The organism is Flavobacterium chungbukense (assembly GCF_020805785.1).
In the GTDB taxonomy this organism is placed as follows: Bacteria; Bacteroidota; Bacteroidia; order Flavobacteriales; family Flavobacteriaceae; genus Flavobacterium; species Flavobacterium chungbukense.
Map to the genome: position 1 here is coordinate 35,971 of NZ_JAJGZV010000005.1, position 12,839 is coordinate 48,809.

Sequence of the window (12,839 nt, forward strand, 5' to 3'; positions counted from 1 at the left end):
TTTACATCAATATTAACAGCCAAATTTTTATATTATGCGCAATTTTATTTGGAGTCTACTGCTATTTACTTTGGCAGTTTTTACGTCTTTTTCTCAAACAAAAGGCATCGAAAAAGGTACTTACTTGTCAAACAATAAAGGTCAAAAAATTAAGCTGAATTTATTAGACGATAACAAATATGAACTGGTATTTTATTCAGGAGAATATGCAATAAAAGGAGACTCGTTATTATTTATTAAAAATACTCCATCAGGAAATAGTTTCGATCTAGCTTTTAAAATAGATAAAAAAGCTAAAAATATAAAAGTAAATTTTGTAGATCCATCGTACTATTCATTTTATGTTGGAACACAAAAAGGAAAAGAAGAGGTTAAGTATCAAAGGCTTACTGATATTCGTTCCAAACAAGATCCAGAATGGGTCAAAAATAATTTAGAGTTTGAGATTGAAAAAACAGACTTTTTGTATTTAGTCTATGAAGAATATGATGGAAAAAGTGATGTTTATAAATATGAACTTCCAAAAGATGTTTCAGAAGTTACTATTACTTATGAATTAGCTGTTTTAGGAGATTTAAAAATTTCCGGCTTCTTTGATAAAAATGCGAATGAGCTGCGAATTTCAGAGAAATCAGGAGTAAATCCTTTGGTTTTTACCAACGAAAAAGATCCTCAGCCAGTTAAGAAAACTTCAAAAGTAATTCCGCTTGAAAGCAAATCCGTTTCAAATTGGACTTATCCAGGAAAAGAAACTTCAAGTTATGATTATGGAGCAGGAGTGGTTGTTGATAGTGTTGCAACTGCTACAGATCTTACAATAGCTCCACCAGCCTACAATCAATATAATTTTAAATTAAAGATTGAAAGTAATTTAAACAAGGCTATTTCAGAAACTAAAAAATCGAATACTACTAAGTTTTTGGGAGTTTACGTAGATAGTAAAAAAAACGCAAAAGAAAGTTTTGATTTTTTTGTGAAAGATCAGGAAACGCAAACAGGTTATAGTATGTACGATGGCTATAATCCTATTTATGATGTTTTTAATTATTATTTGGCTGGAGCCGATGATAAAAAATGGCTAAAAAACAATGCAATTGCAAATAATCCAAGTGTTGTTGTTGTAAACGGACAGGGAAATATATTGGCTATTGCAAAATCTGACTTAGAAACGCAAAAATATCAATTTAACTATTATGGCGATTTCTATCGTAAACTTCTCAGAGCAAATGCTTTTGTTTCTTTAAATAACGCGTTAAAGAATAAAAAAGCTTCAGATGCAGATTTAATTAATGCCTTTAACAAAGCGGCAGCGTTAGAATCTGCTTATGATTATGACGCTGAATATAGTGTAGATGCTAGCAATTCGACCGAATTTGTCATTACAAAAACAGCTTTAGACAAAAAAGAAGTCTCACAGGCTTGGAAAAAGTTAATCGAAGCACATCAAAAAGATAAGCAGGTAAACATGTATTTGGCAGAAACTATTGTTAAAGAAATCAAGAATTTAGGTTTTACAAAGCAGCTTTTTAATGAAGATAAAATCTTAAATGACACCGATTTCTTGGCGATTGATTATCTGTTGAAACATTCTGAAGAAATAGAAAACAACCGCACAGCATTTAATAGTAAACAAGGAGAAATTCATGCTCTTAATAATGCAGTTTCAGAAGTTTCTAATGCTTTACAGCAGAATCTTTACGCTTCTCAAGATGGTTTAACGGGAGATGTAAATAAGGATAAAATCAATTCTGTCTATAAAAAGATCATTGCATCTGGAAAAGGAAACTTTGATGCTTACAGAAATTACTTTTACTATCTAAGTCAACTTCAAGAAAATGACGGTTCTAATACAACGTATTTAAAAGAATTTAATACTTATTTTGATTCAGCTCTTGCAGGCGGGAGCCCAATTGAAAAATTAGATGCAATGTTTTCTGGTTTAGATTCTAGTTCAAGTTATTCTTATGATGGATGGAATTCGTTTAAAGAATATCATTCTAGTACAGCCAATTCTGCAGCTTGGACAGTTGTAGAAAATCCAATGAATGCAAACTATTTGAAAGATGCTATAAAATGGTCTGAATATAGTTTGGCAGTAACTAAAAATAATCCATATTATTTAGATACACTTGCTCAGCTGTATTATAAAGATGGGCAAAAACAAAAAGCAATAGAAACTCAAGCACTAGCGGTAAAATATTTAGATGCAAGTACAGACGAAGTAACCGCACAAGAGATTAAAGAAGTTTTAACTAAAATGCAGAACGGAACTTACTAAAATAAAATAATCCTAAAAAATATAATGGCTGTCTGAGTAGACAGCCATTTTTATTTGATTTTTTACGGGTAATATCTGATTTTGGTAGGAAAAAATTAAAATTTTTCCATGAAATGATTAAATTTATAAAGTAAAATTAAAATGTATGAAAAACAAAATGACTCTTGTTTTACTTGCTTGTGGTGCAATGACTTTTGCACAAGCAGTTAAAAAACCATTAGTTTCAGCCATAACGGATAAAGATCTTAGAACAGATATGTATCAAATGGCTGGCGACCATTTTAACGGTCGTGAAGCTGGAACTTTAGATGAACTAAAAGTCTCGATGTGGCTGGCAAATAAAGCTAAAGAAGCTGGAATGGCTCCAGCAGGTGATGATGGAACCTATTTCCAGTTTTTTGATTTGTACAGACATCAAGTTACGTCAAATTCTAAATTTAAAATTGGACAAAAGGATTATAAATTATGGAAAGATGTTTTGGTTGCAGAAACCACTAACATAAAAGTTGAAGGTTCTCTAATATATTTGGGAGCAGCAACAAAAGAAGAAATTGAAAAAGCTGATATAAAAGGAAAAGCAGTTGTTTTATTGGCATCAAAAGAAGGAATTGCCGATGATATTTCGCTATTTGACAGACGTTATCCGGGTTTAGTAAGAAATAAGTATTACGATCTAGTTGTTAAAAAAGGTGCTATAGCACTTATTATGGTTGCAGATGAATTGGCAGAGCAAAGCTGGTCTCAGGTTGAACCGCAAATGACGAGAGGATTATACGGAATTGAGGGTGTTCGCGATAAAATTGGTTCGACAATGCCTGTTTTTTGGGTACATGGAAATCAGCTAGAATATTTGAAATCGACGAAAGATGTATTGTCAGCAGAAGTGGTTTCTGAAACATACAAATATCCTTCGGTAAATGTTGTAGGTACGATTGCAGGAACTGATGCAAAACTAAAAAGTGAATATGTACTTTTTAGCGGACACCAAGATCATGATGGAGTGCGTCAAAAATACGGGCAAGATTCTATTTATAATGGAGCCGATGATAATGCCAGTACGTGTGTAGCAATGTTAGCGATTGCAAGAGCTTATAAAAAACAACCTGGAAAAAGAACGGCACTGTTTGTATTTCACGGTTCTGAAGAGCGTGGTTTGTTAGGTTCTAGATGGTATGCATCGCATCCGACTGTTCCTGAAAAAGATATTATAGCGGTTTTAAATGGTGATATGATTGGAAGAAATAATGTCAATCAAGCAGCATTATTAGGATCTAGTTCTCCACATGAAAATTCTTCAGATTTAGTAGCAATTGCGAAAAGAGCTAATGATGAAGGGCCAAAATTTGATTTGGATAAGCTTTGGGACAGACCAGAACATCCAGAGTATTTTTACTTCCGTTCGGATCATTTACCATATGCAAAAAAAGGAATTCCTGCAGTTTTTTTTACCAGCGTGCTGCATAGTCAATACCATACGCCAATGGATGAATCTGAAAATATTGATTACGTAAAATTGCGTAAAATGACCGAATGGATGTACCGCACAGGGTGGATTTTATCAAACGATGTCAATCGCCCAAAAACATTGCCGAATGTACAATTAGAAAGATAAGGTTAATATTTTAAAGAAAATTAGGTGTTATATTGTATTTTATTGTAGTAAAATATTTGCAATTTTAAAATGTTTTTGAATATATTTAAAAGATATAACCAAAAATAACATTCAAAAATTGACGCCATGTTTAAAAAAATTAGCATTTATTTTTATACTTTAATAGTTCTTACTTTTTTCGGATGTAATTCGGATGAACACAATACTCCAAACGATAGTATTGGTAGAGCTCACGTATGGTTTGATGATTTTAAATCAAATATATCGCTTTATACACGATTTAAAGATTTGAGTTATCATTGGGAAGCGGCCAAAGAAACGGTATTGCCAGATGGTTCGAAAACAATTGTAGTGCCTGTATCAATTAAAAATGTGCAGCTTGATTACAAAGGCTCAACATTTCTATATCTTTATAAGATAGAGCAAAACAAATATGATGCTGCATTGTTTGAAATTATACCAAGCAAAGAATATGAAGAAGAATTAAGTGTTATTAATTTAGATACTTTTAACGGATATATTCTTAAATGGGATTTGGTTGAAGGGTTTATTAAAGGAAATAAGTTTGTTTCAGGTCAAGAGGGAAGGGAGGTTGTAGATACAGATAATCCTAAATCTGCAAGCAGTATATTTAGCAAAAAAGGGCCTATAGAGCTAGATGAAGTTGTTGTAACAGCTCCAGGACCTGGAAACCCTTCTGGAATTCCTACAGGTTCAACGGTTGTAATTGGTGGAGGTCCCGCAAGTAATTATTTTAGTTATGTAAGCGGAGGAGGTGGTGATGGTGCCCCTACAGCAGCTACTAGAGCACAAGTAGCTAAAGCAATACAAAAGAAAATTGACGGAAGTAAACTTGATCCATGTGTAAAAGCAATATTAGATAAACTAAAAACCTTAACTCAAAATGATATTGCTAGTATTTTTAGAAAACTAGGAGGAGATTCGGATATTTATGTGTTGTCTATTGAGTTTGGAGAAGTGGAAGGTAATGATGTTGCAGGTACAAAACAAACCTCTTATAATTGTTATACAACAGTATTGGATAATGATTTTGTTTATGGCCTAAATGGTACTAGTAAAAATACACCGCCTACAGATTTAGCAATTGCTGCAGTAATGATACACGAAATGGTTCATGTTTATTTTTTTAGTGTGTTTGATGACAAAGTTAATAGCGGTATGGCTCATGCACTTGATAATTATGATATTTTGTATCAAAAATATGTAAACAATACTTACATTGATAAAGGACAGGATAATGCACAGCATGCACAAATTTGGAAAAGTTACATAAATATTATGTCGTCAGCGCTAGAGGAATATGCTACAGGTAATATAACAGACACTCCAAATCAATTTTATCAAGATATTATTATGGGTACTTTGATGAGAACTAAAACTTTTGACGATAAATTTCCTGATGGAAGTGAAGGAAAAAGAAGAATAATTAATAATTATATTTCTGAGAAAAATGGAGAAAGTAATGATCCAAACTATCAACCTAAAGGGAAACGATGTAAATAAGCAATTATGAAAAATGTAGCTGTATTAATTTTAGGAGTTTTAATTTGTTCATGCTCATCATCACAGTTGGAAAAACAAATTATAAACGATTTTTTGGATAAAGAATTTTTAACGGATAAACATGTAAGTGTTTTAGTAGAAGAAGCTATACCCAAAATAAAAGCTTTAGAGTATTACGAAAAAGCTTATAGTGAGAGAAATCTCTATTTTGGAGAAATTCGTTTTGCGCCATTAGGTCCTCCTCCTTACAAATGGGAAATTGATTCTGTAGAAATTAATCTTTTAAAGAAAAAATATAAAAATGATACACTAGTTTATTATTGGAAAACATCTGATTTTAAAAACCCAAAATTCCAGATTTATCCATATCAGATTTTAAGAAGACCAGATTGTCCTAAGGTAGGTTCTAATGGGATTTATTTGTCAAAACCTTTAATCAGTTTAGATGAAAAATATGCATTTTTATTTTACCGTCCATTTGCTGTGGGATTTGGAGGGGGTGATGAAAGAGCTGTTTTATTGAAAAAAATAAATGGAAAATGGGAAGAACAAAACAGTTATACTAATTCAAAGTCAATTAATTGATTTAAGCAAAAAAACATAGCCTAGATATTGGGCAATTATAGCATTAATGCACCAGACGATTCATATGTGTTTTTTTAGTTTATTCGAGGATTATAAAAATATGCGTATGACCAAGGTATTTGACCGCTTTAATTATTTATGTCAAAGATAAGAGTTGAAAATAATTGAAAGTTATGAGAAAAATAGTAGCAACAATATTTGGTTTGCTATTTGTTTCCTGTTCATCAATGAAAATGAAACAAAATGGCTGTCCAATTAGACAGCCATTTTAATATGTAAATATTTTATATTGAATTACAATCCAAATGCAGTTTTAACTTGGTCAACAAAATCAAGTTTTTCCCATGTAAATAATTCAACTGTAACTGTTTTTTCGTTTCCGCCTGGAGCAGAGAAAGTTTTAGTTACTGTTTCTGGTTTACGTCCCATGTGTCCGTAAGCAGCAGTTTCACTATAGATTGGGTTTCTTAATTTTAAACGTTGTTCGATAAAGTAAGGACGCATATCGAAGATAGCTTCTACTTTTTTAGCGATTTCACCGTTTGTTAAGTTTACTTTAGAAGTTCCGTAAGTTTCAATGAAAATTCCCATTGGTTCAGCAACTCCAATTGCATAAGAAACCTGAACTAAGATTTCATCAGCAACACCAGCAGCAACTAAGTTTTTAGCGATATGACGAGTTGCGTAAGCAGCACTTCTATCCACTTTACTTGGATCTTTTCCAGAGAATGCACCACCACCGTGAGCACCTTTTCCACCGTAAGTATCAACGATAATTTTTCTTCCTGTTAAACCAGTATCTCCGTGAGGTCCTCCAATAACGAATTTTCCTGTTGGGTTAATATGGTAGTTGATTTTATCGTTAAATAAATGAGCGTGCTCAGGATTTTTAGCGATAATTCTAGGAATCAAGATTTCGATAATATCTTTTTTGATTTTAGCCAACATTGCAGCTTCTTCATCAAAATCGTCGTGTTGCGTAGAAATTACAATTGCATCAATACGAGTTGGTTTATTATCGTCACTATATTCTAAAGTTACCTGAGATTTAGCATCTGGACGTAAATAAGTGATTTCTTTGTTTTCACGTCTTAAAATAGCTAACTCTTGTAATAATTTATGAGATAAATCAAGCGCTAATGGCATGAAGTTTTCAGTTTCGTTTGTAGCGTAACCAAACATCATTCCTTGATCTCCAGCACCTTGTTCTTCTGGCTTAGCTCTGTCAACTCCCTGATTGATATCAGCAGATTGTTCGTGAATAGCAGAAAGAATTCCACAAGAATTTGCTTCAAACATGTACTCGCTTTTAGTATATCCAATTTTACGGATTACTTCGCGTGCAATTTGCTGAACATCAAGATAAGTATTCGATTTTACTTCACCAGCCAAAATTACCTGACCTGTCGTAACTAAAGTTTCACATGCTACTTTTGAGTCAGCATCAAATGCCAAAAAGTTGTCAATTAATGCATCCGAAATTTGATCTGCAACTTTGTCTGGATGCCCTTCACTAACAGATTCTGACGTAAATAAATAAGCCATAATAATGTATTAAATTTAAAATTAATCGAGAAAAATAATTGCTAAAAAGGGCTAAAGGAGAGTTTCTGCTTTAGCATTTTTTACTACTGAAAGGAATTTTTCAGCATTCATAACGAAATCATTTCATTATGAAGAGGTTGCAATCAGTTCAAATTTTTCCTCTGTTTCGGGTGCAAAGGTATAAAACCATTTTGATTTGCAAATTAAAGTTCAACTTTTTTTAATTTTTTAAGTAGAAATTTAACAAAAACATACTAAATTGATAGGGTAATAGAAATTATTTTGGTTTTTGTTTGGCTGGTTAAAAAATAGTTCGCACATTTGCCTCGTTAAAATAACATAACCAAATGAAATTTACAGTTTGCAATATGATGTCTTGTAAGATGCCGGAATTTTCCGCAGAGACTCTATTGTAGTTTTTTTTCAACGATATATAGAACCTCTGCAGACCGCAGAGGTTTTTTTTTGTTCAAAAAAGAAAACTATAGGATTTTTTCTAAAGCCAAAAACTAATTAATCAGTAAAAAGAAATGAAGAAAAATGCACTCATCGTTTTAGGTCTTTTGACATTTTCGGGCGTTTATGCTCAAGAAAATAAAAAAGAGCAGGATAGTTTAAAAAATAATGAATTATCAGAAGTTACTATTATTGGATCAAGAAGTAAAAACAGAGTAAAGACAGATGTGCCGGTTCCGGTCGATGTTTTTAATGTTACTGAAATAACTAAAGGAGCACCGCAAACTAGTGTAACTCAGATTTTAAATTATGTAGCGCCGTCGTTTACAAGTAACGCAACATCTACGGCAGATGCAACAGATCACGTTGATCCAGCGCAGTTAAGAGGGTTAGGGCCAGATCAGGTTTTAATTTTAGTAAATGGAAAAAGAAGGCATACGAGTGCTTTAGTAAATATAAATGGATCTCCAGGAAGAGGTTCGGTTGGAACAGATTTAAACGCAATTCCATCTTTTGCAATAGAAAGAATTGAAGTTTTGAGAGATGGAGCTGCAGCACAATATGGTTCTGATGCTATTGCAGGAGTAATTAATATCGTATTGAAAAAGAACCCCAATTATTTAACTGGAGGAATTCAATACGGAACGAATTTATCTTCTGGATCTAATAATTTTAAAGGCGGATCTGACGGACAAACCGTGCAAGTCGATTTAAACTACGGAACTTCTTTAGGAAAACCAGGAAGTTTCTTCAATATTACAGGTAGCGCCGTGACAAGGCAAGCTACAAGTAGAGCAGGAATTAGAAATAATGCCATTTTTAACGCCTACAATGCAGTTGAAAATAGAGCTGCACAAAATGGTGTTGAAATCAATTCATTGTTTAGTAATATTAATGCTACTCCAAACTCAGCACAAATTTTATCATCATTAAAACAATATGCGCCGCAGGTAAGTTATTTTACAACTGCACAACAAAATGCGATTTCGTCTGCAACAACCATTGCACAAATGCAGACCGCTTTGAATTTTGATGTCACAAATAACGAATTGGCTTATAGAGGTCAGCAGAGAAGTGATTATAATATGAGTGTTGGCCAGTCAGAATTGGCTTCGGGACAAGCGTATTATAATGCTAAATATCCTTTAACAGAAACGACTTCATTATATTCTTTTGGTGGAATATCATATAGAAACGGTCAGTCGTATGCTTTCAACAGATTGCCAAATGGCTCAGGAACATTCACGCAAGTGTACGAAAACGGATTTTTGCCAGAAATCGAATCTAAAATTTTAGATGCTTCTGCGGCGGTTGGAGTAACTACAGAATTGTTTGGATTTGATACCGATTTAAGTTCAACTTTAGGTTCAAACTCATTTAATTATGATGTTAATAATACGATCAATGCTACTTTAGGAACCAATTCTCCTTTTAGTTTTGATGCTGGAAAAGTTTCCTTTTTGCAAAGTACAACCAATCTAGATTTCAGTAAAAAACTAGACGTTCTTTCAGGATTGAATGTGGCTTTTGGTGGTGAGTTCCGATATGAAAATTACCAAATTAAAGCTGGAGAACAAGCTTCTTACGGATTATATGATGTAAACGGTAATTTTGTATCAGGAGTTTTACCTACAACTTCGCCCTTAATTGTTACTGATTTTTTTGGAAACAAGCGTGGGGCAGGAGCGCAAGGATTTTCTGGATTTCAACCTTCAGATGCTAAAGAAAGAGACAGAAAAAGTGGCGCGGCTTATATTGATTTAGAGTTGAATGCCACAGAAAAATGGTTAATTAATGGAGCGGCTCGTTATGAAAATTATTCCGATTTTGGGAATACCGTTACTTTCAAATTGGCTTCTCTTTTAAAACTAACAGACAACATCAATTGGAGGATTTCTGGACAAACTGGTTTTAGAGCGCCTTCGCTACAGCAAAGATATTTTGAAGCAAGTTCAACTCAATTTATCAATGGTGCGCCATATCAAGTAGGTTATTTTACAAATGATTCGCAAGCTGCAAAAAGTATCGGAATTGAGAGCTTAAAACCAGAAAAATCAAAAAGCATCAGTACAGGATTTACATTTAAAATTCCTGAAGCTAATATAACCATTGCAACCGATGCTTATTTTACAAGAATAAACGATAGAATTGTACTTTCTGGACAATATTCAAGACCGACAGATGCACAAATCGGAGCAGCAACTTCTCCAGAACAAGCCCAAGCTTTAACTTTATTCCAAGAAGCATTTGATTTAAAAGGTGTTGAAAGGGCTTCTTTCTGGACCAACGGAATCGATTCTGAAACAAAAGGTATCGATTTGGTAATTTCTCAAAAATACGATGTAATTCAAGACTTTGTAATCAGAAATGATTTTGCTTTAAGTTTTAATGAAACCAAAAGAGTAGGCGATTTGCACGTGCCAAAATCGATAATTGATGCTGGTGGAGATCCATATATTTATTCTTTCTTTCCAGAATCAAGCCGTGTTTATTTAGAAGAAGCAATTCCGAAGTTGAAAGCCAATTTAATGACGACTTTCAGTATTAAAAAATTGGATATTTATTTGAGAAACAGTTATTTCGGAAAAGTTACAGATCCAGGAGCAACAGATGTTAATTTAGACGGATTTTCTTCTGTTTACGAACATCCAGAATACAGCGCAAAATTGGTTACCGACTTATCTTTAGGATATCAGATCAATGAACATTTTAGAGCAACAATTGGGTTTAATAATATAGGAGATGTTTATCCAGATAGAAATAATCCTTCTACTCCAGCATTTACAAATACAACTCCGACCTTGTCTCCTGCGCCAAGTACAGATTTGACCAATGCCAATCAGTTTGCTTATTCGAGAGCAGTTTCTCAATTTGGACTAAACGGAAGATTTGGTTTTGCTCGTTTGAGCTTTAAATTCTAAAATATTTTTTTTCATTCAAGCCTTGAAAACAAAGGCTTGAATGAAAAAATCAAAAAAATAATACAAAATTTCGATTTTAAATTTGGTGGTTAAATAAATACTTACTACTTTTAATCTATAGAAATAGTCGAGTTTAAAAAATAAGATTAATTATAAAATAATATGAAAGCAATAGCAAAAAGAAATATGATGTGTTGTGGAATGATGCAAATGTGCATCCCTCATTGCTGTTGCCAAAAGTGAAAGATAAAATCTTTGTTATAGTTAAGCTATAAGCCCTTTTGGTCGCCATCCGAAAGGGCTTTTTTATTTCAACCATTTAAATTTTAAAATCATGAAGACATTAGATATCAATACAATCGCATTTCAATACTTATTAAGAAATAATAATTCGGAAGAATTATCAACTGAAACACTACAATATGATCCAGCAAAGAAGATAAAAGCTCAAAAATCATTGCTGTTTCATTTATACGATCTTGAAGAGGAAGCGGAAGATATTTTAGCTTAAATCAAATACAATATCAAATACAATATCAATATATAACATATTAACAATATTAAAAAACTAAGAAATCATGAGTACTCAAAAATTTGCAACAAACGCATTACACGCTGGACATGATGTTACTAAAAATGGATCAACTAGGGCAGTGCCGATTTACCAAACTTCATCATATGTATTTAATAACGCTGATCACGCAGCCAATTTATTTGGTCTTGCCGAAGCTGGATTTATTTACACTAGATTAAATAACCCAACCAACGATGTTTTAGAACAACGGTTAGCCGCACTTGAAGGTGGAATTGGGGCTGTTGTAACCGCCTCTGGAGCATCAGCAATTTCTACAACATTATTGACTTTATTGCGAGCTGGCGATCATATTGTGGCTTCAAACAGTTTATACGGAGGAACTTATAACCTTTTAAAAGTGACTTTACCTCGATTAGGAATTACGACAACTTTCGTTGATCCTTCAAAACCAGAAAATTTTACAAAAGCTGCAAAAGAAAATACACGAGCTTTCTTTGTTGAATCTCTCGGGAATCCAAAATTAGATATATTGGACTTAAAAGCAATTTCGGCAGAAGCCAAAGCATTCAAAGTGCCATTTATAGTAGACAATACAGTTGCGACACCTTATTTATTAAACCCAATTAAATATGGTGCCGATATTGTAATTCATTCCTTAACTAAATATATCGCAGGAAACGGAACTTCGTTAGGAGGCGTTATCATTGATGCTGGAAACTTTGACTGGGCAAACGGGAAATTTCCAGAATTTACCGAACCATCTGCAGGATACCACGGATTAGTATATCATGAAGCTTTAGGAAATGCTGCTTTTATTGCAAAAGCAAGAATTGAAGGATTACGTGATTTCGGTTCTGCTTTGAGTCCGTTTAATGCTTTTCAGATCATTCAGGGATTAGAAACGCTTCCGATCCGAATTAAGAAACATAGTGAAAATGCTTTGGCTCTGGCGGAATGGCTAGAAAAACAAGATGAGGTGGTGTGGGTAAATTATCCAGGACTAAAATCAAGTAAATATCATGACTTGGCTCAGCAATATTTACCAGAAGGTCAAAGCGGAATTATCACTTTCGGATTAAAAGGAGGTTTTGATGCGGCTAAAAAAGTAGTAGATGAAACTAAATTATTCTCATTGCTAGCCAATATTGGTGATACAAAATCATTAATTATTCACCCAGCAAGTACTACGCATCAACAATTGACAGAAGAAGAACAAGCAGAAACAGGAGTTTCTAAAGACTTGGTTCGTTTGTCTGTCGGGATCGAAGATATCGAAGATTTGATTGCAGATCTTCAGGCTGTTTTTGAAAGTGTTAAGCTTTCGCAATACAGCATTAATAAAAACTAGGTTTTTTTGTTTTTTGTTTGAAAGATTGCCTTTAG

General features: G+C 33.3%; 8 protein-coding genes. 7 read left to right on the forward strand and 1 reads right to left on the reverse strand.

Features of this window, described 5'->3' with window-relative positions; all coding sequences use genetic code 11:
- The first annotated feature begins 34 nt into the window (after nt 1-34).
- The 4 genes from LL966_RS15655 (at nt 35) to LL966_RS15670 (ending at nt 5,999) form a co-directional block, all read left to right on the forward strand.
- Nucleotides 35-2,278: a CDC27 family protein gene (locus LL966_RS15655; protein WP_229354550.1), complete on the forward strand. Its 2,244-nt coding sequence runs from the start codon at nt 35-37 to the stop codon at nt 2,276-2,278.
- 145 nt (nt 2,279-2,423) lie between these two features.
- Nucleotides 2,424-3,890, forward strand: coding sequence for a M28 family metallopeptidase (locus tag LL966_RS15660; protein ID WP_229354551.1), 1,467 nt, complete (start codon nt 2,424-2,426; stop codon nt 3,888-3,890).
- A 288-nt stretch (nt 3,891-4,178) separates the two neighbouring features.
- Nucleotides 4,179-5,414, forward strand: coding sequence for a hypothetical protein (locus tag LL966_RS15665; protein ID WP_229354552.1), 1,236 nt, complete (start codon nt 4,179-4,181; stop codon nt 5,412-5,414).
- A gap of 6 nt (nt 5,415-5,420) precedes the next feature.
- Complete coding sequence (locus tag LL966_RS15670) at nt 5,421-5,999, forward strand: hypothetical protein (protein ID WP_229354553.1); 579 nt, start codon at nt 5,421-5,423, stop codon at nt 5,997-5,999.
- Nucleotides 6,000-6,293: 294 nt separating this feature from the next.
- Here the strand turns inward: LL966_RS15670 and metK are convergent, their stop codons facing one another.
- A complete protein-coding gene (gene metK, locus LL966_RS15675; protein ID WP_113677371.1) occupies nt 6,294-7,544 on the reverse strand; it encodes a methionine adenosyltransferase in 1,251 nt (416 codons plus the stop codon).
- Nucleotides 7,545-8,074: 530 nt separating this feature from the next.
- On the opposite strand from metK, the gene LL966_RS15680 reads away from it, so the two are divergent.
- The 3 genes from LL966_RS15680 to LL966_RS15690 all read left to right on the forward strand — a co-directional run bounded on the left by LL966_RS15680 (nt 8,075) and on the right by LL966_RS15690 (nt 12,804).
- The gene (locus LL966_RS15680) at nt 8,075-10,921 is read left to right on the forward strand and encodes a TonB-dependent receptor plug domain-containing protein (protein WP_229354555.1); all 2,847 of its coding nucleotides are present in this window, start codon (nt 8,075-8,077) and stop codon (nt 10,919-10,921) included.
- Between the two features lie 334 nt (nt 10,922-11,255).
- Nucleotides 11,256-11,432 (forward strand): hypothetical protein, encoded by a 177-nt coding sequence (locus LL966_RS15685; protein ID WP_229354557.1) that lies wholly within the window; start codon nt 11,256-11,258, stop codon nt 11,430-11,432.
- A gap of 67 nt (nt 11,433-11,499) precedes the next feature.
- Complete coding sequence (locus tag LL966_RS15690) at nt 11,500-12,804, forward strand: O-acetylhomoserine aminocarboxypropyltransferase/cysteine synthase family protein (protein ID WP_229354559.1); 1,305 nt, start codon at nt 11,500-11,502, stop codon at nt 12,802-12,804.
- Nucleotides 12,805-12,839 lie beyond the last annotated feature (35 nt).

Coding starts and splice junctions, on each gene's coding strand:
- LL966_RS15655 (WP_229354550.1), top strand. CDS start 35: ATGCGCAATTTTATTTGGAGTCTACTGCTATTTACTTTGGCAGTTTTT.
- LL966_RS15660 (WP_229354551.1), top strand. CDS start 2,424: ATGAAAAACAAAATGACTCTTGTTTTACTTGCTTGTGGTGCAATGACT.
- LL966_RS15670 (WP_229354553.1), top strand. CDS start 5,421: ATGAAAAATGTAGCTGTATTAATTTTAGGAGTTTTAATTTGTTCATGC.
- LL966_RS15685 (WP_229354557.1), top strand. CDS start 11,256: ATGAAGACATTAGATATCAATACAATCGCATTTCAATACTTATTAAGA.
- metK (WP_113677371.1), bottom strand. CDS start 7,544: ATGGCTTATTTATTTACGTCAGAATCTGTTAGTGAAGGGCATCCAGAC.
- LL966_RS15690 (WP_229354559.1), top strand. CDS start 11,500: ATGAGTACTCAAAAATTTGCAACAAACGCATTACACGCTGGACATGAT.
- LL966_RS15680 (WP_229354555.1), top strand. CDS start 8,075: ATGAAGAAAAATGCACTCATCGTTTTAGGTCTTTTGACATTTTCGGGC.